The organism is Rhizobium lusitanum (genome assembly GCF_014189535.1).
Taxonomy (GTDB): Bacteria; Pseudomonadota; Alphaproteobacteria; order Rhizobiales; family Rhizobiaceae; genus Rhizobium; species Rhizobium lusitanum_C.
In genome coordinates, this window is record NZ_CP050308.1 from 2628907 (window position 1) to 2650000 (window position 21094).

Consider the following 21094-nt stretch of genomic DNA (forward strand, 5'->3'; position numbering starts at 1 on the left):
CGAGCCATGAGGCGAGTGCGGCCTGTTGACTATTTCCTAAGTTCCCACATCATGGGCGAACGCCTCAAAAATGGGTTTCCCATGAAAAGCGATGTCTCTTGGAGCAAGTCTTACAGCTGCGATGTCAATGCTTCGCAGCAGGCAATCTGGCAGGTGCTCGCCGACGCCGGCAGATGGAAGCTGTGGAACTCGGGCGTGAAATCAGTCCAGTTGGATGGAAGTTTCGCCACCGGAACCTGGTTTTCGATGGAGCTGCCGGACGGAGACATTATCCGCAGCAAACTTGTCGATGTCAGTGCGCCACAGCGTTTCATCGACGAGACTTTGGTTGGCGAAGCGCTGATTCAGGTTGAGCATAGCATCGAAGCCATGGCCGACGATCAATGTCGGGTCATCTATGCCGTCAACTCTCAAGGGCCTGACGCTCAGGCGATTGGAGAAGCGGTGAGCGCGGATTTTCCGGATGTACTGGCACGGTTGGCAAAATACGTCGGCGAAAGAACTGCCGATCGATGAATGTCACCGCAGTCAGCGAGAAGCTGAAGCGAATAATTTCCGATGTTTCCTGGATGCATGCTACCGGCGCAGCAGCTCAATGGTTCCGGCCTCGTGGATAATCAGCATCCCAAGCGCTACGAGCACGAAGGGCACCACCCGGTTTCCATAGCGCCTGATCGGCGCGCCAATTGTGCGGTGATTGACCAGGTAGTGGGCGGCACCGATCCACATGGCCGTCAGCAAGGCGAAGATGGCGACGATCACCGTAATCTCGCTCATAGTGCGCGTGGCAAATAATGGCGTGTAGATGCTGATATTGTCGCCGCCATTCGCGATCGTCACCATCGCAACCGCCGCGATCTTGCCGTGCCCAAGGGATGCCCCGTTATGATTTTGCGGATCATCGCCGATCTCTGGGCCTTTCCGCCACTCCCAGAGCTTCTTCAGGCCAAGAAGGATCGGCGCGAAACCGAGGAGGCCGATATAGGTGGCGGGGATGACGAGGGAGATCATGGAGGCCAGCAGGCTTGCGCCGCAAAGGGCGGCAACGCCGAGATATTGGCCGATCACGATCTGCCGGGTACGAAATTTGGGATCGATGAAAAAACCGAGCAACACGAAGATGTCATCGACATTCGTCGATACGAACAGGACGACGGCAAGGCCGAAAATCCCGAAGATATTATCCACGATCACTGTTTTCCGCTTCCGATGTCGGATGCATCACCGCGCGGCCAAGTCACGCGGCGGCTGTCATAGAGCTCGAGGGCTCTTGCTTACTTGAAGGCTTCGCCGGGATAGGCGCCCCAGATCTCGGATTGCGCCACCCAGCCTTCGGTGCCGTCGACAGTCGCAAGGCACCAGTCGCCGGTGCATTCGCGGACATTCATCATTACGCCCGGCTGAAGCTTGGCGATGACGGTGCCGGATGGTTGGGCATCGCGCCGCATGTTGACGAAGACCGCCTTGCCCTTGCCCTTCATCCACGGGGCTGCAAGCGCCGAGCGTTGGCCGGAGAGCAGCGACTGGTTGACCCAGCCCTCGGTGCCGTCGGCGTCACGCACGCGCCGCCAATTATCGTATTCCTGAATGATCTCGACCGGCAATCCCTGCTTGAGATAGAGCCATGAGACGGCATAGTCCGCGCTCGGTCCGACGCGCAGGTTGACGCGCTTCGACTTCAGCGTAACGAATCGCGGTAGCGGCAATCCGCTCGGCCCCTTCGCGGCCTGGGCCACGGCGAGATCGGCCGTGGCGCCGGCCATCATCAGGCCGATCGCGAAAATAGCGCAGGACTTCAATACTTTGCCACGCATAGGATTTCCGTTCGTTCATCATGATCAAGGCGCTGTCAGGCTGCCTTTTCGCTCCGACCATCGGCAAATCCTCGGCACCGCCAGCGAGTTTTGTTTGTCTTCGCCTGCGGGTCTGGTAGAAATGCCCGGAACGGGAAAATTATCCTGCTTCTTGGTTAAAAACATCTAAACAAGGCATCGCCGCTCGCCATGACGACGAAGAAAAAACCGAAGGTCTACGTCACGCGCAAACTGCCCGATGCGGTGGAGACGCGGATGCGCGAGCTCTTCGATGCCGAACTCAACATAGACGATCAGCCGCGCACGCAGGCGGAACTCGCCGAAGCTGTCCGGACAGTTGACGTGCTGGTGCCGACGGTTACCGACCGCATCGACGCCGCGCTGATCGAGGAAGCCGGGCCGCAGATGAAGCTGATTGCCAGCTTTTCCAATGGCACCGACCATATCGATGTCGAGGCCGCCGCCCGCAAGGGCATCACGGTCACCAACACACCGAATGTGTTGACCGAGGATACGGCCGACATGACCATGGCGCTCATTCTCGCCGTACCGCGTCGGCTTGCCGAAGGTGCGCGGGTGCTGACGGACAAGCCTGGCGAATGGGCTGGCTGGTCGCCCACATGGATGCTCGGCCGCCGCATTCACGGCAAGCGCATCGGCATTGTCGGCATGGGCCGCATCGGTACCGCCGTTGCCCGTCGCGCCAAGGCCTTCGGCCTTGCCATCCATTATCACAATCGCAAGCGCGTCAGCGCGGCAACGGAAGACGAACTCGAGGCGACCTATTGGGATAGCCTCGACCAGATGCTGGCCCGCGTTGACATCGTTTCGGTCAACTGCCCGTCGACGCCGGCCACCTTCCATCTGATTTCGGCGCGCCGCCTGGCGCTGTTGCAGCCAACCAGTTACATCGTCAACACATCGCGCGGCGATGTCATCGACGAGACGGCGCTGATCAAGATCCTGCGCGAGGGCAAGATCGCCGGCGCCGGCCTCGACGTCTTCGAGAACGAACCATCAGTCAATCCGAAGCTGGTGAAGCTCGCCAACGAGGGTAAGGTGGTGTTGCTGCCGCATATGAGTTCGGCCACGCTCGAAAGCCGCATCGACATGGGCGACAAGGTGATCATCAACATCCGCACCTTCATCGACGGCCACCGCCCGCCGAACCGCGTTCTGCCGTTCCGCTGAGCCAAACCGCGGGCGCATATGCTGTAGGGCATCTTTTGGTCGAAAACGACCAAAGCCGACAATTATGTGCTATACTTGCGAGCTATCAAACGGACGACGGGTGATAGCAATGCTGGAAACGGATAAGGTATTCGCCGGCTCTATCCCGGAAAACTACGACCGCTATATGGTGCCGTTGATTTTCGAGCCGTTCACCACGGATCTTGCACAACGGGCAGCGTCCTTGTCTCCAAGTGCCGTTTTGGAAATTGCCGCAGGCACCGGGGTCGTCACCCGCGCATTGGCGCCGAAACTATCCCCCGACGCAAGCTATATCGTCACCGATCTCAACCAGCCGATGCTCGACTACGCCGCTTCGCGACAAGGCCCCGACATTCGCATCAAATGGCGCCAGGCGGACGCCCTGGCGCTACCGTTTGAAGATGCGGCCTTCGATCTCGTTTGTTGTCAGTTCGGCGCGATGTTCTTTCCCGACCGGTCATCTGCTTACCGCGAAGCAAAACGGGTCCTGAAGCCCGGAGGACATTTCCTATTCAATGTCTGGGATCGGATAGAGGAGAATGTATTTGCGAATGATGTCACGAATGCTCTCGCAAAGATTTTCCCGAACGATCCGCCGCGCTTTCTGGCACGCACGCCGCACGGCTATCACGATACGGCACTGATTCGCAGCGAGCTGGAAGATGCAGGCTTCTCTCATGTGGCGATTGAGACGAGAGCCGAACAAAGCCGTGCATCTTCGCCGCGCATTCCGGCCCTCGCTTATTGTCAGGGAACTCTTCTTCGCAATGAAATCGAGGCGAGGGACGCGGCAAAGCTGGAAGCTGCAACCGACCACGCCACATCAGTGATTGCAGACAGGCATGGTAGCGGCGAAGTTTCCGCCAAAATTCAGGCGCACGTCATCGTGGCTGTGGCCTAAATCAGAGCCTTGCACATCTCGATCGACGTCGTGCGGTCGAAGCCCGCATGGCGGTTCTCGGCGGTTTTCCGGAAGCCCCAGCGTGCGAAAGTAGCGTGATTGCCGGTCAACTCTATCCGTGTTTCCAGCCGCAATACGCCGAGTCCACGCTGCCGCGCCGCCGTCTCCGCAAGCTCCAGCAGGCGCTTGCCGATCCCCTTGCCCTGCGCTGCCGGCAAGACGGCAAGCTTGCCGATATAGAGGCTGCTAGGCTCCGGGCGGCAGAATATGCAGCCGGCTAATTGACTGTCATCCAGCGCGACATAACCGATTTCGCTCCTCGCCTTTTCCTTCACCGATTGCGGCGTCAGCGACAGCGCCGAGGAGGGCGGGTCGATTCGGTCGTTCATATAGGCGAAGGAGGCGAGAATGAGCTTCAGCAGCTCATCCCAGCGGTCGAAGCTGTCATCGAGGCGTTGCAAGATGATTTTGCTCATTCGGCGGCGGCCCTGGCGCGCTTGCGGCGATAGCGGATGGTGTCGAAGCGTGCGGCAAGTCCGTCATAGAGCAGCAGCCGGCCGATCAGCGGTTCGCCGGTACCGGTTATGATCTTGATCGCTTCCATCGCCATCAGCGTGCCGATGACGCCGGTGAGCGCGCCGATGACGCCGGTCTCGGCACAAGCGGGAATGAGGCCTTCGGGCGGCGGCGTCGGAAAGAGGTCGCGATAGCCGGGGTTCAAGACGCCGTCCACGCCGGCCTCGTAGGGCTTCAGCGTCGTCACCGATCCGTCGAACCGGCCGACCGCGCCGGTGACCAGTGGCAGTCGGGCCAATTCGGCCGCGTCGGCGGCGGCGTAGCGCGTGTCGAAATTGTCGGAACCGTCGACGACGAGATTGAAGCCGGCGAGGTGCCGCGCGGCGGTCTCTGTCGAAAAGCGCTCCTCGAAGCGGATCGTGCGTACATGCGGGTTGAGCCGCGCGATGGCGTCAGCCGCACTCTGCGTCTTCAGCTCGCCGATGGTGCCGGTGTCATGAATCACTTGGCGTTGCAGGTTGGAGAGCGAGACGCGGTCGTCATCGGCAATGCCGATCGTGCCGACACCGGCGGCAGCGAGATATTGCAGCACCGGCGCGCCGAGCCCGCCAGCGCCGATTACCAGAACACGCGCTGCTTTCAATTTCTGCTGGCCCGCGCCGCCCACTTCGGGAAGCAGGATATGGCGCTGATAACGGGCGATTTCGTCGGGGGTCAAAGGGTCCATGGCAATGATAATATCACGCTCCGCGGAAAATTTGTCGCTACGATTTTGCGATGCCGCCATGCGAGACGGTGAAGAATTGCGCCCGTTCGCCGAGTGCGGAGAACATCGCCTTGTCGGTGCCGGTCATGAAGGCTTGGCCGCCGAGCCCGTCGATCAGGTCGAAGAGGGCGGCGCGCCGGCCTTCGTCCAGATGTGCGGCGATTTCGTCGAGCAACAGGATCGGCGCATGGCCGGTCAGATTGCCGACGAGGCGGGCATGCGCAAGGATGAGGCCGACCAGCAGCGCCTTCTGCTCTCCCGTCGAGCAGCGCTCCGCCTCCATGTCCTTCTCGCGATGACGCACCAGCAGATCGGTCCGGTGCGGCCCGTCCAGCGTGCGCCCGGCGGCCGCGTCGCGGTAGCGCCCGTCGCGCAACATCCCGGCATAGTGATCCTCGAGATCGAGGGCGGGGCGGTCGAATTGTCCGTCAAGAAAGCCGGAGAGCTCAAGCGCCGCCGAGGGAAAGGGCGTCGCCTCGCGCGTCTCGGCGATCAGCCGGGTGAGAAGGCCGAGCATTTCCTGCCGGGCGAGCGCCATGGCAATGCCGAGGCTTGCCATCTGCTCCTCAATGCCGGAAAGCCAGGAGGGATCGAAGCGGCTTTCGGATAGCAGTTTGTTGCGGCTGCGCATGGCGCGCTCGAAGTCGCTGGCGCGGCGGCCATGCGCCGGATCGAGCGACAGCACCAGCCGATCGAGAAAACGGCGGCGCTCGGAGGAGCCGCCGGTGAACAGTCCGTCCATCGCCGGCGTCAGCCAGAGCACGCGCAGATGGTCGGTAAGTTCGTCGACAGTCTTGGTCTGCGTGCCGTTGATTCGGAGCTTGCGCGACGTCGTCTCGTCGCTTGCGTCGACACCGGTGCCGATCTCGACATTGTCCTCCATGCCCTCAAGCTCGGCGAAGATCGAAAAGCCGTTCGGCGCGCTGACGCGCACGACATCCGCATAGGCCGCGCGCCGCAGGCCGCGCCCGGGCGAGAGCAGAGAGACCGCCTCCATCAGATTGGTCTTGCCGGCGCCATTGTCGCCGGTCAGCACCACATGCCGGTCGTCAAGCGTGAGCGCCGCCGCCGCATAATTGCGGAAGTCGGTCAGCTTCAGGCGCGAGATGAAAACCTTATGCGGCATCGGTCATCCGGATTCTTGGTCAATGGCCGAGGGGTATGCTGAACATTGGTCAAGTGCAAGGATTTTGCCTGCGCCGATGACGAGAGGTTGCCCAACCCGACATCGAGGGCCACCCTCGTCCTTCGACAGGCTCAGGATGAGGGTGGAGCGCCCAAGATTGAGCCACAAAAGATCAGCCCTCATGGTGAGGAGGCCCACAGGGCCGTCTCGAACCACGAGGGCGGGTGATTCGCCTGCAAACAAAAAAACCGGCCGAATCACCGGCCGGCTTTAGGAAAAGCAGCGTGGTTTGCTGCTTAATCGCTGAACGTGTCGAAGAAATCCTTCATCCGGGCGAAGAAGCCGGTTGATTCGGGATTGTTGTCCTTCGAGGAGATCTGTTCGAATTCCTGCAGCAGCTCGCGCTGGCGCTTTGTCAGCTTCTGCGGGGTTTCGATCTGGATCTGGATGTAGAGATCGCCGATCTGGCTGGAGCGCAGCACCGGCATGCCCTTGGCCTTCAGGCGGAATTGCTTGCCGACCTGCGTGCCTTCGGGAACGGTGACGCGCGATTTTGTGCCGTCGAGCGTGGCGACATCGAAGGTGCCGCCAAGTGCCGCCGTCGTCATCGAGATCGGCACCGCGCAATAAAGATCGGCGCCGTCGCGCTGGAAGAACTCATGCGGCTTGACGGAGAGGAAGATGTAGAGATCGCCCGATGGTCCGCCGCGCGTGCCGGCTTCGCCTTCGCCCTGCAGGCGGATGCGCGTGCCGTCCTCGATGCCCGAGGGGATGTTGACCGAGAGCGAGCGCTCTTCGGTAATGCGACCCTGGCCATGGCACTTGCCGCAGGGATCGGGAATGGTCTGGCCGCGACCGTGGCAGGTCGGACAGGTGCGTTCGACCGAGAAGAAGCCTTGCGCGGCACGCACGCGACCCGAGCCCTGGCAGGTGCCGCAGGTCTTCGGCTGCGTGCCCGGCTTGGCGCCGGAGCCGGAGCAGACGTCGCAGGTGATCGAGGTCGGGACACGGATCTGCGCCGTCTTGCCGGTAAAGGCTTCCTCAAGCGAGATTTCCATGTTGTAGCGAAGATCGGCGCCGCGTTCGCGACCGCCGGAGGAGCGCGCGCGGCCGCGGCCGCCACCCATCATCTCGCCGAAAATGTCCTCGAAGATGTCGGAGAAACCGCCACCGCCGCCGCCGCCAAAACCGCCGCCGCCCATGCCGCCATGCTCGAAAGCGGCGTGGCCGTAACGATCATAGGCCGCACGCTTGTTCGGGTCCTTGAGCGTTTCGTAGGCTTCGTTGATCTCCTTGAACTTGCGTTCGGAGTCATTGTCATCAGGGTTTTTATCCGGATGAAATTGCATTGCCAGCTTGCGAAAAGCGCTCTTGAGCTCCTTTTCGTCTGCTGTCCTGGAGACGCCCAATGTCTCGTAATAGTCCGCTTTTGCCATTAAGGATTAGACCCCGGAAATGGATTTCCGGCTGCCCAAAGGCAGCCGGAGCTAAGTTTCCGCAAAACCATTTAAGGTTCGCGCTTATGCAGACCGCTTGCGGTCGTCCTCGTCCTTGATTTCCTCGTAGTCGGCATCGACGACGTCGTCGTGATGGCCGCCTGCCGAGGCATCAGCGGAAGGAGCTTCCGACTGCTGGGCTTCATAGATAGCCTGGCCGAGCTTCATGGAGACTTCCATGAGCGTCTGGGTCTTAGCCTTGATGTCTTCGGCATCCGGATCGGATGCTTCGGTTGCCGTCTTCAGTGCCGTGATAGCCTCGGAGATCGCGTTGCGATCAGCTTCGGTTACCTTGTCGCCAAAGTCCTTCAGCGACTTCTCGCTGGAGTGAATCAGGCTTTCGGCCTGGTTCTTGGCTTCCACGCCTTCGCGGCGCTTCTTGTCTTCGGCAGCGTGCGATTCGGCATCCTTGACCATCTTTTCGATGTCGGCGTCGGAAAGACCACCGGAAGCCTGGATGCGAATCTGCTGTTCCTTGCTGGTGCCCTTGTCCTTGGCCGAAACCTGGACAATGCCGTTGGCGTCGATGTCGAAGGTGACTTCGATCTGCGGGACGCCGCGCGGGGACGGCGGCAGGCCGACGAGGTCGAACTGGCCGAGCAGCTTGTTGTCGGCAGCCATTTCGCGCTCGCCCTGCGAGACGCGGATGGTTACGGCCGACTGGTTGTCATCGGCGGTCGAGAAGGTCTGCGACTTCTTCGTCGGGATCGTCGTGTTACGCTCGATCAGACGGGTGAAGACGCCGCCCAGAGTTTCGATGCCGAGAGACAGCGGGGTCACGTCGAGCAGCAGGACGTCCTTGACGTCGCCCTGCAGAACGCCGGCCTGGATGGCGGCGCCGAGAGCGACGACTTCATCCGGGTTGACGCCCTTGTGCGGCTCCTTGCCGAACAGCTGCTTGACGACTTCCTGTACCTTCGGCATGCGGCTCATGCCGCCGACGAGAACGACTTCGTCGATCTCGGCAGCCGTGACGCCGGCATCCTTGAGGGCAGCCTTGCAAGGCGCGATGGTACGCTGCACGAGGTCATCGACCAGGCTTTCCAGCTTGGCGCGCGTCAGCTTCAGCGTCAGGTGCTTCGGGCCGGTGGCATCAGCGGTGATGAACGGCAGGTTGATTTCGGTCTGCTGTGCCGAAGACAGTTCGATCTTCGCCTTTTCGGCAGCTTCCTTGAGGCGCTGCAGAGCAAGCTTGTCGCCCTTGAGATCGATGCCATTGTCCTTCTTGAACTCGGCGACGAGATATTCGACGAGACGCATGTCGAAGTCTTCACCGCCCAGGAAGGTGTCGCCGTTGGTCGACTTCACTTCGAAGACGCCGTCGCCGATTTCCAGGATCGAGATATCGAAGGTGCCGCCGCCAAGGTCGTAAACGGCGATCGTCTTGCCGTCCTTCTTGTCGAGACCGTAGGCGAGTGCTGCGGCAGTCGGTTCGTTGATGATGCGAAGGACTTCAAGACCGGCGATCCGGCCACCATCCTTGGTTGCCTGGCGCTGTGCGTCGTTGAAGTATGCTGGAACGGTGATGACGGCCTTTTCGACCTTTTCACCGAGATAGGCTTCGGCGGTTTCCTTCATCTTCTGAAGGATCATTGCGGAAATCTGTGCGGGCGAATAGCCCTTGCCCTGTGCTTCGACCCAGGCGTCGCCATTGTCGCCCTTGACGATCGTGAACGGGACAAGATGCTTGTCCTTTTCAACGGTCGGATCTTCGTAGCGGCGGCCGATGAGGCGCTTGACAGCGAAGAGGGTATTGGTGGGGTTAGTGACCGCCTGGCGCTTGGCCGGCTGGCCGACGAGGCGTTCGCCGTCGTCCGAGAAGGCTACCATCGACGGGGTGGTGCGGGCGCCTTCGGCATTTTCGATTACCTTCGCGTCTTTACCGTCCATGACGGCGACGCAGGAATTTGTCGTTCCAAGGTCGATACCAATTACTTTTGCCATGTCATTCTCTCCTTGAAGCAAGCTATCGGAACCCCTGTCAGGCATTCCATTGACAGCCCCTTACGGGATGGTCTTGAGGATTGCGCAGCCATGACTGCGGTGATGTCGCGTATATAAGTAGCGGTTTTACTGACTGCAAGGCAGGAAATTACCCGGAATCCAGCAAAACGAATGGTTTGTCGCTCAAACTCCACAGTGCCGCATTGCGCCTGCGGATCTGAGGAATTGGAGCGACCATGTATCAGATCAGCCTTGCTTCGGCCACGCAAGCGCCAATCACGGGAATCGCATTGTTATTGTCCCAGGATGACGTCCAGAAGCGATGTGCGATGCGGCCTGACCGTTGCCGTCGTCGGGCCGGTATCGCCGACGTCGGCGGGCGGGACATCGCTGGTATCGTAGGGCGTTGAGCTATACGGGTTGTTGTCGTTGGCAAGGTTTGCGGGCGGCAGATCCTCGAGGTCGCCGTTATCAGCGGTTTGATTGCCCTGCTGCTGGATCGTTTGTTGCGCCGGCCGTTGCTGGAGCGTTGGCTGGTTCTGATGCTGCACGGCCTGGCCGCCGCCGAGCGTGCCGGATATGATACTGCCGATCGTCGTCTGCTGCTGGTCAGCGCCAGGTGCGGTTTGCGCCATCGGCAAACCATTGTCGATGATCTGGCCGCCGCCGAAGATCGGGGTTGGCGTCAGGCCCTTGTGCGCGGCGATCATGAATTCCTTCCAGGCCTTGGCCGGCAGCCCGCCGCCGGTCACCTTCTTCATGGATTTGCCGTCGTCATTGCCGAACCAGACGCCCGTCGTCAGATGGCTGGTGAAGCCGACGAACAGCGCGTCGCGGAAGGATTGCGTCGTGCCGCTCTTGCCGGCGGCCTGCCAGCCGGGGATGCGAGCGGCCTTGCCGGTGCCAAAACTGATGACGCCGGCCATCATCGAATTCATGTTGGTGACGACATCAGGGTTCAGAACCCGCGGCGGATTGTCGAAATTCGCCTGGTAGAGCACCTTGCCGGAGGCCGTCGTCACCTTGGTGATCACATGCGGCGTCGCCTTGAAGCCGCCATTCATGAAGGAGGCATAGGCCGAGGTCAGCTCCAGCAGCGACACTTCCGATGTCCCGAGCGCGATCGAGGCATTGGCCTGCAGATCCGATTCGATGCCGAGCCTGTGGGCAACCTTGATCACCTGATCCGGCCCAACTTCGTTCGCAAGCTGGGCGGCGACCGTGTTCAGCGAGTGGGCGATAGCGGTCGCAAGCGTGACCGGACCAGTATATTTCTGCTCGTAATTCACCGGCGCCCAATTGCCGATCTTCACCGGCGCATCGTTGCGAATCGAGTTGGGCGTCAGGCCCATTTCCAGCGCGGCTGTATAGACGAAGGGCTTGAAGGCCGAGCCCGGCTGGCGCTTGGCGGTGACGGCGCGGTTGAACTGGCTCTGCGCATAATCCCGGCCGCCGACCAGCGCGCGGATTGCACCCGTTGCGTCCACGGAAACCAGCGAGGCCTGCGAGGCATTGAGCTTTTTGCCGTCCTTGGCGAGCACGTCGTTCAGCGCCTGTTCGGCCTTTTCTTCCAGCGACATGTCGATGGTGGTGTCGACGGTCAGGTCTTCCTTGACGTCGCCACCGATCAGGCCGGGAAGCTGACCCATGACCATGTCGGCCACATAGTTTTCAGCCCCGCTCCAGTAACTCTTTGCTCGCGTCGGCGGCTGCGACATTGCCGTCTTGATATCGGCCTCGCTAATGAAGCCCTGGTCGCGCATGGCCTGCAGCACGAGCTGGGCGCGGGCTTCGGCAGCGGCGGGATCGCGTGCCGGCGACAGTTTTGATGGTGCCTTGACGAGGCCGGCGAGCATGGCTGCTTCGCCGAGGTTGACGTCGCGCGCCGATTTGTTGAAGTAGCGCCGCGAGGCCGCCTCGACGCCATAGGCGTTCGAGCCGAAATAGACGCGGTTCAGATACATCGCCAGGATCTGGTCCTTGGTGAACTTGTGCTCCAGCCAGATGGCGAGCAGCACTTCCTGCACCTTGCGCTCCAGCGTGCGATCCGGCGACAGGAAGAGGTTCTTGGCGAGCTGCTGCGTCAGCGTTGAGCCGCCCTGAACGGCATGGCCGGTGATCACGTTCGTCACCACCGCGCGGCCAAGGCCGATCGGATCGAAGCCGAAATGGGAATAGAAGCGATGATCCTCGATGGCGATCAGCGCCTCGGGAATGTAGGGCGACATGTCGCCCAGCGCCAAGGCCTCGCCGCCGGTCGTGCCGCGATTGGCGATGATGCTGCCGTCGAGATCGGCGATCTTGACGTTCGGCGGCCGCTCGGGAATGGCCCAGGTGCTGGCGCTCGGCATGCGCGATCCGTAATAGACCACCAGTCCAGCGAGCCCGATGCCAGCCCAGATGCTGAGCACGATGCCCCAATAGATCGCGGAGCGGATGAAGCCGAAGAAGCCGCCGCCGGAGCGCCGCTTTTGCTGCTTGCGCCGGCGGCTCGATCGCCGTGGTTTGTCGGGTTCAGGGGAGTTATCGCGCTTGGAATTTTCACGTCCCGATGAGCGTCCGCCGCCGGCAATGCGTTCGCCGGCGCTGAAACCATCATCGCTACGTTCCTTACCGCTTGAGAAGGATGGTTCTACCCTCTGGCCTGATCTGCTTTTGCCTGCCATTGCGGACTGGTCGTACCCCTGATGGTTCCATGGACCGATATCTGATGCCGGCGTCGCTATGACCGCGCACCTCGCACCCGTTTGGGGACGCGCAAGGGACGCAGCCAGCGCTTTCTACCGGCGCATAAGTTCGAAAATCGATGATGATTTTCGAACTTATGCGCTGCCGGCATTCGCCCACGAAATGGTCGTGAAGACGTTGAAGCCCGAGTGAACTGTAAATGCGGCGATTTAAGGAGGGATTAAGAATCCTCAACCAGGGATCGTGGCGACGGCATCTGTCTGTTCATGACGGTATCGTGCAAGGAACTTTTCCTCTTCTCGGGCATTCTCTTTTCACAAAAACACGAGGGCGAGCGCAATGAGTTCACATGTTGCGATAGAGAATGTTGGCGAGACCAAGCTTCGGGAAGTCTGGAGTATCGAGGATTTCGCGCGGCGGCACAGGATCTGCAAGGAGGAGGAAGTCCGGCTGAAAACCCTGTTCGGCGACTTCGCTACCAAGCAGGAATTGCTATCGAACGCGCAGCGGCCACCCCTGTTCCGCTGACCCGGTTTGGCAGGCCGGAGCGGTGTTCATGGGATGTTCATCGCGGGATCGCTACAACGGCGGGGTCTGCTACGGTGGAGGCTTATCATGTGGAAACGTTTTGAATTGTGGCTGGTTGATCTGTTGGACCGAGTTTTCGGTCTGGAAGAACTCGCCCGCCGCGCCGGCTTTTCAGCCGATGACGCGAAGCGCATCGCGCGCGAGAAATAGGCCGGAACACCTGGGTTCCGATGTCGCCTTCTCATGAATTTTCACGCCATAAAGCGGTATCCTGGCGTGAAATATGACAGATCTCATCCCCGGGATGCGAACCTCCATTTACCCTCTTTGGAGCGCTTCGTCTCCATACGCCGCTCCCGCCAAATTCCATATTTTCGAATGCACTGATTGAGGCTATAGTGACCGCTTGTGGCCGTCTTGCCGCACGGTGCCTAAGACTTGATAGCGCGTGAGGAGGAGTATTCATGCGACACATCAGATGGAGCAATCCGATCGAAATCGGCTTCGCTCAAGACAGTTTCCAGACAGTAAGCGGCCCTTCCGAGGCGCTGAATTGCATGGCCAATCTCTGGCCGGATCGGCGCGGTCCGTTCTATGTGGCCGCGAGAAGTGTTTGCCGGGCCGCGATCGACGGGCGAAAATCCGCCGAGGAAGCCCGAGAGATATTCATTTCCGCCATGCGCGAAGCGCATTTGAAAACCCATTGAGGGCAGAGCGGCGCCATGACGCCGCCTGATCGTCAAACCTTTCGTGTCGGCGGGTGCCGGGCGCTGTCGCGCAACCTGTTGGGGCGTGCTTTCTCCGCCAAGATCATTCGTTTCCTTTAATCATGCTTTGCCGGCGGGCAGCATTGCGGCTGCCATGCATACGGTACCAATGAAAAAGGCCAGCGATGCGGATCGCTGGCCTTTGTTGTTTTACCGCCATCAAGGCGCTTATCGATTGAAGCCTCTCGGGGTCATGCGGCAATCGGACTGCGACGTTGGGCAGGGAGCGACATTGTCCTGGCTGTACTGCCCTGGCGGGCGGCCACTCGGCCGTTGATTATCCTGCCGTTGCGGCTGCGGCTGCGCTTGGGGTTGCGGCTGTGCCTGCTGCGGCTGGGGCTCTGGACGGCGCTGCTGGTTGTCCTGGCGGTTGTCGTCGCGCCGGCGATCCTGCCGGTTTCCGCCCCAACCCTGATTGTCGTCCGGCTGCTGGTTCCAATCGCGGTTGCGATCCCGGCGCGGCTGGCCCGAGTCCTGATTGTTGTCCTGTTGGTTGCCCCAATCACGATTGCGATCCTGGCGTTGCCGGCCCCAATCCCCGTTACCGTCCTGCTGGTTGTTCCAGTCGCGGTTCCGGTCCGGGCGACGATCCCAGTTGCGGCCCGAATCATTATCCCAGCCGGGATTGCGGTCGGGGCGGCGATCCCAGCTCGAATCCGGACGGCGATCGGCCCAGCCTGGTCCCCGGCGCCAACGGTCGCGATCGCGGTAGAAGTCGCGGCCGCGATAATAGCGACCCCAATAGTCATCGACATTGAAGGTGATGGTCGGGATGCCGAGCGGGCGGTAATATTGCGGGGCGACATAGATGCGGCGCGATTGATAGCTTGTCTGGATATACCGGCCGGCGACCCAGCCGCGTCCGCCGACGAAGGAGACGTCGCACCAAGGCGTTTCGTTGAGGCAGCCGTTGATCTCCAGCGGTACGCCGGCGGGAATCATGGTCACCGCTGGATACTGCGTGCTTGGGCCGGACCGCATGTTGACGTTGGCGGTGGCAAAACCTTCCGCAGCTTGCGCGAGTGCCGGTAGCGCAATGAGTGCGGTCAGCGTGATGGCTGCAAGAAGCTTGTGTCTCATGAATGCTCTCCCCCTGCGCGCCGCCGGCTTATGTATTGCCTGGTGGCTACGCCGATTGTTGTTGCCTGCCTGCCTCGCATAGTCGGCAAGAGGCGCACGATGCGATTACAGGATCCGGCATGCCGTTTCCAGTTTCGACAAGATCAAAGCTGGCGCATTTTCGGGATTTTGGAAGATCCAATGCCATTCTTTCAATCTTTTCCATGGTTTTAAGAGAGTTTGCATGAATGCAGCTTGAACGGGTGCGCGCAAAGCCATCAAAATCTCTGGGAATATTTAGGAAGGTTTACTTATTATTTCGGGCGGCATCGCGATTTCATTCTATCGACCTTGAAATCACCGCATTCCCACCCGATATAGGGTTCAGTCATGCAGCCTATGAATGCGTGGCGCGCTTCAAAGCGAGCCCCTTGTATTCCCTGGATGTTGCGAAAGTCACGTTGACCATGTGTTAACCTTTCGCAATCAATCTGGCTGCAGTATCCATCTTTCAACTTTGACCACGGATGTACTGGCACTGATGTGAAGATGGATGACGAAAGGCCGGTTTATTCCGGCCTTTTTGTTTATTGACTGTTGGTGGCGTGCTTTGCGGAAGCGGAGCGCGCCATTTTATTTTGGCCCATTATTTTGCCCAAAGAAAAACCGCCACGGTTGCCCGCGGCGGTTTCATGGAAAGAAGCGCCCGACGCAGCCGGGCGAAATCCTTTAGTTGACGGCTTTGGCAGCGACCTTGACCGACTTTGCGGCAACAGGTCCCTTTTCAGCCGGAACATAGCCGGCGCCGATCGCGACGTTCAGCGAGATGTAATCGATAGCGCTCTGCTGGATAGCCGTTGCAAGGCTTTCCTGCGCGGTCGAAACGTTGCGCTGAGCATCGAGAACGTCGAGCAGCGAGGAGGCGCCGTCCTTATAGCTAGCCGTCGAGAGCGAGAGGGCTTCCTGGTAGGACTTCACCTGCGCACGCAGCGCCGAGACCGTCTGGGCATCGCGGCTGACGGCCGACAGGGCGTTTTCAACCTGTTCGACGGCGGTCAGCACGGTCTGCTTCCAGACGACATACTGTTCGCGGCTCGACGATTCGGCGGTCTTGACGTTGGCGCGAAGTGCGCCGCCGTCGAAGATCGGCAGCGTCAAGGTCGGACCGAACGACCAGGTCGTCAGGCTACCGCTCCTGGACGACGTGTGAACGTAGGACGGCGAGATGGCGCCGCTCAGCGTAATCGTCGGGAAGAGCTGTGCTTCCGCCACGCCGATCTGGGCAGTCGCGGCGGCGAGCGTACGTTCGGCGGCGCGAATGTCAGGCCGGTTGCGGATCAGGTCGGCTGGAATACCCGAATTGACGCGACCGCGGAATACCGGCTGGCTGCCGCCGCCCTGCAGCTGGGCAATAATGGTTGCCGACGGCACGTTGAGCAGGGTTGCGATATGGTGCACGGATTGGCGATAGCTGATTTCGAGGCCAGGAACTTCCGAAAGCGTCGAATTGACCAGACCTTCGGCCTGGACGACATCGAGGCGCGAGGCGGCACCGGCCTCAAGCTGGAACTTGGTCAGGGACAGCGTCTCGCGGCGGGACTTCAAGTTGTCCTGCGCAATCCGGATGCGGGCTTGATAGTAGCGAGCGTTGACGTAGCTGTTCGCCAGATCCTGCAGATAGGTCAGGCGAGCGGTGTCGACATTGGAATAGGCCGCATCAAGCGATGCCACGGCGCCTTCCTTGGCGCGGCGGTACTGACCCCAGAGGTCGAGCAGCCATGAAGCCGAAGCTCCCCCGCTGCTGGAGTTTTGCGTTTCGTCCTGCGTGCGCAGGCTGCCCTTCTGGCCGCTGGTCGTATGGTCGCCGGAAACGGTAAGGCTCGGCAATCCGCCAGCACCAGCGGTAACGACCGCGGCCTGCGCCTGATTGATGCGTTCCAGCGATTGCTGGATGTTAAGGTTCTCTGCAAGTCCCTGTTCGGCAAACGAAGTCAGTTTTGAGTCGCCGAAGGCCGTCCACCACTTGGAGCCGGCCACGTCATTGTTGATCTTCGTACCGCCCTCCGAGAATTTGGCCGGGAGAGGCATTTCCGGTGGCTTATGATCGGGGCCGCTAACGCAACCTGCTAGAAGAAGAAGCAGGGCGGGGGCGGCAGTACGAATGGATACCATCACATTATCCCACAATTCAATTTACATGATCATTATATTAACGGGGTCAACATGACCCCATATGTGTCGGCGCTCCTGCCTACGCAATACAATAAATGGCCCGAAGCAGTCGGCGCCAATCTAGCAACGAGTTTTGCAATAGCACAGTACCTTTTGCCATTTCTCGTCGGCGAACATATGGGGGATCGTGACAAATATCAGGCTTTTGGTAAAAAAATTATAAAGTGTTGCAAAAAACATACCCTATCCACCGCTACCTAAAGCGGTGGAGAGCCTTAAATTTGGCGCCAAATGCAACTTCGGGGCGGTGCTCTTGCCTGATGAGCGGTCGCAACGACGACCCGCCAGCGCTTAGAAATAGCGCTGGAGGCTTGCGCGAACCCGGTCGCGCGGTGTTGCACCGCGGTCGTCGGGAACGAAAGGCGTGCCCGTGATAGCCTCGTAAGCGCTGATATACACTTTCGAAGTCTGCTCAACGAGGTCAAGCGGGATCTCCGGTATCTCGTCCTTATAAGGGTCGCAGCGTTCGGCCACCCAGGCACGGACAAAATCCTTGTCGAAGCTTGCGGGGCGGGCGCCCTTGTCGAAGCTGTCCTGGTAACTGTCGGCCAGCCAGTAGCGGCTGCTGTCCGGCGTATGGATCTCGTCGGCAAGGATGATGGTGCCGTTTTCGTCGGTGCCGAATTCATACTTGGTGTCGACGAGGATCAGCCCTTGCTTGCGGGCGATCTCCTGGCCGCGCGCAAACAGGGCCAGCGCGTAGTCCGACAGGGTCTGCCATTGCTCCCTGGTCAGAAGTCCGCCTTCGATGATCTGCGCCGGCGTCAGCGGTTCGTCGTGGCCGCCGTCGAATTCCTTGCTGGTCGGTGTGATGATCGGGGTCGGCAGGATCTGGTTGTCGCGCATGCCGTCCGGCAGCGTGATGCCGTACATCTCGCGCTGACCCTTCTTATAGAGTGTCAGGATCGAGGTGCCGGTGGTGCCGGCGAGGTAGCCGCGCACGACGACTTCCACCGGCAATATGTCGAGCCGCTTGCCGACGACGACATTCGGGTCGGGATAGGCGATGACATGGTTCGGGCAGATGTCCTTGGTGGCCTCAAACCAGTAGCGCGCCGTCTGCGTCAGCACCTGGCCCTTATAAGGAATGCAGGTGAGGATGCGGTCGAAGGCGCTGAGCCGATCGGTGCTGATGATGATGCGACTGCCGTCCGGCAGATCGTAATTCTCGCGCACCTTGCCGCGGTAATAATTGGGCAGTTCCGGAAAATGGGCTTCGGAGAGAATTCGCAACACGGTCACCAGCAAGCTCGTGCATCCGCCCTGCGGACGCTTCATCACTGGACCCTTAATTTGTGTTCCGCCGATGTCAAGTAAAGCGCGGCCTCAAATCCGGAACCCGCCAATCAAGGCCGGCGCCAGCCGCCATTTCCGGTCTTGTCGAGGATCGGCGTCGAAAACACGCCGACGATCCGCTCGCTCCATGGCTTGCCGGATGCATTGACCCGCTCCCGCCACCGCTCGGATTGCAGCATGGCCGCACCAATGACCACTGGTTCGATGGCGCATGCGCTCAAAAGCTCCAGGCCCGAGACGATCGAGGCGCCGCTGGAGATCACGTCGTCAATCAGCGCCACCCGCTTCCCTTGCAACAGCGGCAGCATGCGTGGGTCTATATAAAGACGTTTCTCCTGGTTCGGCGTGGTGATCGAGGACAGCGGCACCGACAGCTCCTCGCGATACCAGAACTTGCGCGATGTCCCGAGCGGTACATAGCGCTCGTGGCCGAGTGCCCGGGCGACCGCGCTTGCCAATGTCAGCCCGAGCGTCGGCAGCCCGGCGACGACGTCGACATTATAGGCCGCGATGCGATCAGCAAGTGCTTGCGCCAGCGCCTCCTGCACGGAAAAGCCTGCCTGGTTGATGATCAGCGACGCCAGCGCGTGCTCGCCGTCGGCCAGCAAGCGGATCGGCAGGCGCAATTGCCGCCCGTCAGGCAGTTCCGCCACGTAGACATCGCGGAATTCGCCCGATGTCGGAAAGCTCTGCGGTGGATGAAGTTCCTGCCAGAAATCATGGGGCTCCATTGCGTCCCGCCTTCATTCCGTTTCGTCCGGTCTTTTCCATGCCGGCGCGCCGGCGCAGCCCGAGAACCTCCGCCTCTGTCAGCGCCCTGACCGCGCCCTTCGCGAGATCGCCGAGCGCGATGTCGCCAAAGGCAACACGCACCAGCCGCAGGCACTCGACGCCGAGTACCTCCAGCATCCGGCGGATCTGCCGGTTGCGGCCCTCCTTGAGCTCGACCTCGATCCAGCCGTTGCGATCGCCGCTGCGCAGCAGGCGGGCGGCGGTCGCGGTCAGGAGTTCGCCGTCGTCGATCACACCGCGCTCCATGCGATCCAACAGTTCCTGCTCCATGATCGTATTGACTTGCACATGATAGATCTTGCCCACATGGCTGATCGGATCGAGCAGCGTCTGCGCCAGCACGGTGTCATTGGTAAAGAGAAGCAGCCCTTCGCTTGCCTTGTCCAGCCGTCCGACCGGCGCCAGATGCCGGGCGTCGATATCCCTAAGGCAATCATAGACCGTCGGCCGCCCCTCGGGATCGTCACGCGTCGTCACCAGCCCGCGTGGCTTGTTCAGCATGAAATAGAGCTTCTTTTCCGCAGCTATCGCCTCGCCGTCGATGGCGATCCGCGCCCGGTCGAGATCGATCCAGGCGGTGGGGTCAGTGATCTCCCGGCCGTCGACCGTCACGCGGCCGGCAGCAATCAAAGCTTCCGCCTGCGTACGCGAGCAATAGCCGAGCTTCGACAGCGCCCGCGGCAACGTCACGCGTTTGCCGTCGCTCTCCTGCCGGCCCTTCGCCGGCTTGCCCGATCTCTGCGGAGAATGCCTTTGGCTCACCCTAGCCTCCTCCTTGTGCTGCCATGGTCAGGCGCGCCGGCCTGACGATGCCAATCCTTTCGCATGAGGATCGCCACGACGCAAATCCCGGAACGGGGAAATGCGTGAGGTCTGGCAGGGCTCGCGCCTTGTCGACACGAGCCCTACCGGAGAGCCGGAGCGGCGATGGGGTCGGGTAGGACGACATCGGGGCCGGTGTCGCCCTTCGCTCCGGAGGGACGGCGATAAACCTGCCTGGCGTCTGTTTCAGGGCTTTTTCAGAAAGGCGGAAATTTGTTACAGTTTGTAACGTCGGTCGTTTCCCTGTTGTCAAACACACCCTTTGCCTCGCATGGATGTGCCATGGCTTCCGCATCGCTGCTATTGGTCGAGGACGACCGCGAAATAAGAGCACTCCTCGAGGAGTTCCTCAGCCGCGAGGATTTTGCCGTCGAGGCGGTCGAAAGTGCTGCCGCCATGGATCGCGCGCTGGCCAGGGGCTTTCCCGATCTCATCATCCTCGATCTGATGCTGCCCGGTGAGGACGGTCTGTCGGCCTGCCGCCGCATTCGGGCGCGCAGTCGCGTACCGATCCTGATGCTGACCGCGAAATCCGAGGATATCGACCGCATTCTCGGCCTGGAAATGGGCGCCGACGATTATCTCGGCAAGCCCTTCAATCCGCGCGAGCTTCTGGCGCGCATCCGGGCCATTCTGCGCCGTGCCGGGCCGGAGCGCTCGGAAGAGGCAAGAGGCCAGCGGCGGCGCAAGAGCTTCGCCGGCCTGATCGTCGATCTCGACGGCAGGGCGATCGAGATGGAAGGCGAAGGCCCGCTGCGCCTGACGACTGCCGAGTTCGACCTGCTCATCTGCTTCCTCGAACGGCCGCGCCGGGTACTGTCGCGCGATCAGCTGCTTGACTGGACGCGCGGTCGCGGTGCCGACCCCTTCGATCGCACCATCGATGTCACTGTCTCGCGGCTGCGCACCAAGCTGGCGCAGTATCTGCCGGATGGCGCACAGTTGATCACCACGGTGCGCAATGCCGGCTATCTGTTGACCGCTGAAGTGAGGGATGTCTGAGCCATGAGGAAACTTGGTCTCGTTTCTCGTATCATCATGATCGTCGCAGTGGCGCTGTTCATCATCCAGCTTGCCGCTTTCGTTGCCGCCAGCCTGAAGCCCGACACGCCGCTCAGCCACGAGTTTTCCCCGG

General features: G+C 60.8%; 21 protein-coding genes (1 of these 21 cut by a window edge). 8 read left to right on the forward strand and 13 right to left on the reverse strand.

All coding sequences use genetic code 11. From position 1 onward, the window contains the following. The first annotated feature begins 51 nt into the window (after positions 1 to 51). Positions 52 to 516: an SRPBCC family protein gene (locus HB780_RS26365; RefSeq protein WP_210334179.1), complete on the forward strand. Its 465-nt coding sequence runs from the start codon at positions 52 to 54 to the stop codon at positions 514 to 516. 60 nt (positions 517 to 576) lie between these two features. Here HB780_RS26365 and HB780_RS26370 read toward each other — a convergent pair whose 3' ends face one another. Both HB780_RS26370 and HB780_RS26375 read right to left on the reverse strand, forming a co-directional pair. Beyond that, positions 577 to 1188 carry a cadmium resistance transporter gene (locus tag HB780_RS26370; RefSeq protein ID WP_286203072.1) on the reverse strand — a complete coding sequence of 204 codons (612 nt, stop codon included), beginning with the start codon at positions 1186 to 1188 and terminating at the stop codon, positions 577 to 579. Positions 1189 to 1274: 86 nt separating this feature from the next. Then, the gene (locus tag HB780_RS26375) at positions 1275 to 1814 is read right to left on the reverse strand and encodes an SH3 domain-containing protein (RefSeq protein WP_183690511.1); all 540 of its coding nucleotides are present in this window, start codon (positions 1812 to 1814) and stop codon (positions 1275 to 1277) included. A gap of 189 nt (positions 1815 to 2003) precedes the next feature. Here HB780_RS26375 and HB780_RS26380 point away from each other — a divergent pair, with 189 nt between their 5' ends. Together HB780_RS26380 and HB780_RS26385 are read left to right on the forward strand one after the other, a co-directional pair. Then, positions 2004 to 3005 carry a 2-hydroxyacid dehydrogenase gene (locus HB780_RS26380; RefSeq protein ID WP_183690513.1) on the forward strand — a complete coding sequence of 334 codons (1002 nt, stop codon included), beginning with the start codon at positions 2004 to 2006 and terminating at the stop codon, positions 3003 to 3005. Between the two features lie 109 nt (positions 3006 to 3114). Beyond that, positions 3115 to 3927, forward strand: a complete 813-nt coding sequence (locus HB780_RS26385; protein WP_183690514.1) for a class I SAM-dependent methyltransferase — start codon at positions 3115 to 3117, stop codon at positions 3925 to 3927. Here HB780_RS26385 and HB780_RS26390 read toward each other — a convergent pair. The 6 genes from HB780_RS26390 to HB780_RS26415 form a co-directional block, all read right to left on the reverse strand. Then, complete coding sequence (locus tag HB780_RS26390) at positions 3924 to 4403, reverse strand: GNAT family N-acetyltransferase (protein ID WP_183690517.1); 480 nt, start codon at positions 4401 to 4403, stop codon at positions 3924 to 3926. The genes HB780_RS26385 and HB780_RS26390 overlap by 4 nt on opposite strands. Continuing rightward, a complete protein-coding gene (locus HB780_RS26395; RefSeq protein ID WP_183690519.1) occupies positions 4400 to 5170 on the reverse strand; it encodes a molybdopterin-synthase adenylyltransferase MoeB in 771 nt (256 codons plus the stop codon). The genes HB780_RS26390 and HB780_RS26395 overlap by 4 nt, the downstream gene beginning before the upstream one ends. Positions 5171 to 5207: 37 nt before the next feature. Next, positions 5208 to 6335, reverse strand: coding sequence for a DNA replication/repair protein RecF (recF, locus tag HB780_RS26400; protein WP_183690521.1), 1128 nt, complete (start codon positions 6333 to 6335; stop codon positions 5208 to 5210). Positions 6336 to 6631: 296 nt separating this feature from the next. Then, positions 6632 to 7771, reverse strand: coding sequence for a molecular chaperone DnaJ (dnaJ, locus tag HB780_RS26405; RefSeq protein WP_183690523.1), 1140 nt, complete (start codon positions 7769 to 7771; stop codon positions 6632 to 6634). 84 nt (positions 7772 to 7855) lie between these two features. Beyond that, positions 7856 to 9775, reverse strand: coding sequence for a molecular chaperone DnaK (dnaK, locus tag HB780_RS26410; protein WP_183690525.1), 1920 nt, complete (start codon positions 9773 to 9775; stop codon positions 7856 to 7858). Between the two features lie 293 nt (positions 9776 to 10068). Further along, positions 10069 to 12441: a transglycosylase domain-containing protein gene (locus HB780_RS26415; protein WP_183690527.1), complete on the reverse strand. Its 2373-nt coding sequence runs from the start codon at positions 12439 to 12441 to the stop codon at positions 10069 to 10071. A 361-nt stretch (positions 12442 to 12802) separates the two neighbouring features. On the opposite strand from HB780_RS26415, the gene HB780_RS26420 reads away from it, so the two are divergent. From HB780_RS26420 to HB780_RS26425, 3 genes are all read left to right on the forward strand, one after another. Further along, positions 12803 to 12991, forward strand: a complete 189-nt coding sequence (locus tag HB780_RS26420; RefSeq protein WP_183690529.1) for a hypothetical protein — start codon at positions 12803 to 12805, stop codon at positions 12989 to 12991. Positions 12992 to 13078: 87 nt separating this feature from the next. After that, the gene (locus tag HB780_RS33245; RefSeq protein WP_267884712.1) at positions 13079 to 13201 is read left to right on the forward strand and encodes a hypothetical protein; all 123 of its coding nucleotides are present in this window, start codon (positions 13079 to 13081) and stop codon (positions 13199 to 13201) included. A gap of 254 nt (positions 13202 to 13455) precedes the next feature. Beyond that, positions 13456 to 13698, forward strand: coding sequence for a DUF982 domain-containing protein (locus tag HB780_RS26425; RefSeq protein WP_183690531.1), 243 nt, complete (start codon positions 13456 to 13458; stop codon positions 13696 to 13698). A gap of 228 nt (positions 13699 to 13926) precedes the next feature. Here HB780_RS26425 and HB780_RS26430 read toward each other — a convergent pair whose 3' ends face one another. From HB780_RS26430 to HB780_RS26450, 5 genes are all read right to left on the reverse strand, one after another. Then, the gene (locus HB780_RS26430; protein ID WP_183690533.1) at positions 13927 to 14838 is read right to left on the reverse strand and encodes an SH3 domain-containing protein; all 912 of its coding nucleotides are present in this window, start codon (positions 14836 to 14838) and stop codon (positions 13927 to 13929) included. Between the two features lie 708 nt (positions 14839 to 15546). Beyond that, complete coding sequence (locus tag HB780_RS26435) at positions 15547 to 16989, reverse strand: efflux transporter outer membrane subunit (RefSeq protein ID WP_183690535.1); 1443 nt, start codon at positions 16987 to 16989, stop codon at positions 15547 to 15549. Positions 16990 to 17340: 351 nt separating this feature from the next. Further along, entirely contained in the window at positions 17341 to 18282 is a 942-nt protein-coding gene (locus HB780_RS26440; protein ID WP_183697494.1) for a phosphoribosylaminoimidazolesuccinocarboxamide synthase, read from the reverse strand. Between the two features lie 113 nt (positions 18283 to 18395). Continuing rightward, positions 18396 to 19076 (reverse strand): phosphoribosyltransferase, encoded by a 681-nt coding sequence (locus HB780_RS26445; RefSeq protein ID WP_183690537.1) that lies wholly within the window; start codon positions 19074 to 19076, stop codon positions 18396 to 18398. Beyond that, on the reverse strand, positions 19063 to 19899 hold the full coding sequence (locus HB780_RS26450; protein ID WP_183690539.1) for a pseudouridine synthase: 837 nt from the start codon (positions 19897 to 19899) through the stop codon (positions 19063 to 19065). The genes HB780_RS26445 and HB780_RS26450 overlap by 14 nt, the downstream gene beginning before the upstream one ends. Positions 19900 to 20241: 342 nt before the next feature. On the opposite strand from HB780_RS26450, the gene HB780_RS26455 reads away from it, so the two are divergent. Continuing rightward, positions 20242 to 20961 (forward strand): response regulator, encoded by a 720-nt coding sequence (locus HB780_RS26455; RefSeq protein ID WP_183690541.1) that lies wholly within the window; start codon positions 20242 to 20244, stop codon positions 20959 to 20961. Positions 20962 to 20964: 3 nt separating this feature from the next. Continuing rightward, positions 20965 to 21094 carry the beginning of an ATP-binding protein gene (locus HB780_RS26460; protein WP_183690543.1) on the forward strand. 1226 nt of this gene lie beyond the right edge of the window, so 130 of the gene's 1356 nt are visible here — the first part of the coding sequence; the start codon lies at positions 20965 to 20967; its stop codon lies off the right edge, out of view.

Coding starts and splice junctions, on each gene's coding strand:
- HB780_RS26365 (WP_210334179.1), top strand. CDS start 52: ATGGGCGAACGCCTCAAAAATGGGTTTCCCATGAAAAGCGATGTCTCT.
- HB780_RS26375 (WP_183690511.1), bottom strand. CDS start 1,814: ATGCGTGGCAAAGTATTGAAGTCCTGCGCTATTTTCGCGATCGGCCTG.
- HB780_RS26380 (WP_183690513.1), top strand. CDS start 2,004: ATGACGACGAAGAAAAAACCGAAGGTCTACGTCACGCGCAAACTGCCC.
- HB780_RS26385 (WP_183690514.1), top strand. CDS start 3,115: ATGCTGGAAACGGATAAGGTATTCGCCGGCTCTATCCCGGAAAACTAC.
- HB780_RS26390 (WP_183690517.1), bottom strand. CDS start 4,403: ATGAGCAAAATCATCTTGCAACGCCTCGATGACAGCTTCGACCGCTGG.
- HB780_RS26395 (WP_183690519.1), bottom strand. CDS start 5,170: ATGGACCCTTTGACCCCCGACGAAATCGCCCGTTATCAGCGCCATATC.
- recF (WP_183690521.1), bottom strand. CDS start 6,335: ATGCCGCATAAGGTTTTCATCTCGCGCCTGAAGCTGACCGACTTCCGC.
- dnaJ (WP_183690523.1), bottom strand. CDS start 7,771: ATGGCAAAAGCGGACTATTACGAGACATTGGGCGTCTCCAGGACAGCA.
- dnaK (WP_183690525.1), bottom strand. CDS start 9,775: ATGGCAAAAGTAATTGGTATCGACCTTGGAACGACAAATTCCTGCGTC.
- HB780_RS26415 (WP_183690527.1), bottom strand. CDS start 12,441: ATGGCAGGCAAAAGCAGATCAGGCCAGAGGGTAGAACCATCCTTCTCA.
- HB780_RS26420 (WP_183690529.1), top strand. CDS start 12,803: ATGAGTTCACATGTTGCGATAGAGAATGTTGGCGAGACCAAGCTTCGG.
- HB780_RS33245 (WP_267884712.1), top strand. CDS start 13,079: ATGTGGAAACGTTTTGAATTGTGGCTGGTTGATCTGTTGGACCGAGTT.
- HB780_RS26425 (WP_183690531.1), top strand. CDS start 13,456: ATGCGACACATCAGATGGAGCAATCCGATCGAAATCGGCTTCGCTCAA.
- HB780_RS26430 (WP_183690533.1), bottom strand. CDS start 14,838: ATGAGACACAAGCTTCTTGCAGCCATCACGCTGACCGCACTCATTGCG.
- HB780_RS26435 (WP_183690535.1), bottom strand. CDS start 16,989: ATGGTATCCATTCGTACTGCCGCCCCCGCCCTGCTTCTTCTTCTAGCA.
- HB780_RS26445 (WP_183690537.1), bottom strand. CDS start 19,076: ATGGAGCCCCATGATTTCTGGCAGGAACTTCATCCACCGCAGAGCTTT.
- HB780_RS26455 (WP_183690541.1), top strand. CDS start 20,242: ATGGCTTCCGCATCGCTGCTATTGGTCGAGGACGACCGCGAAATAAGA.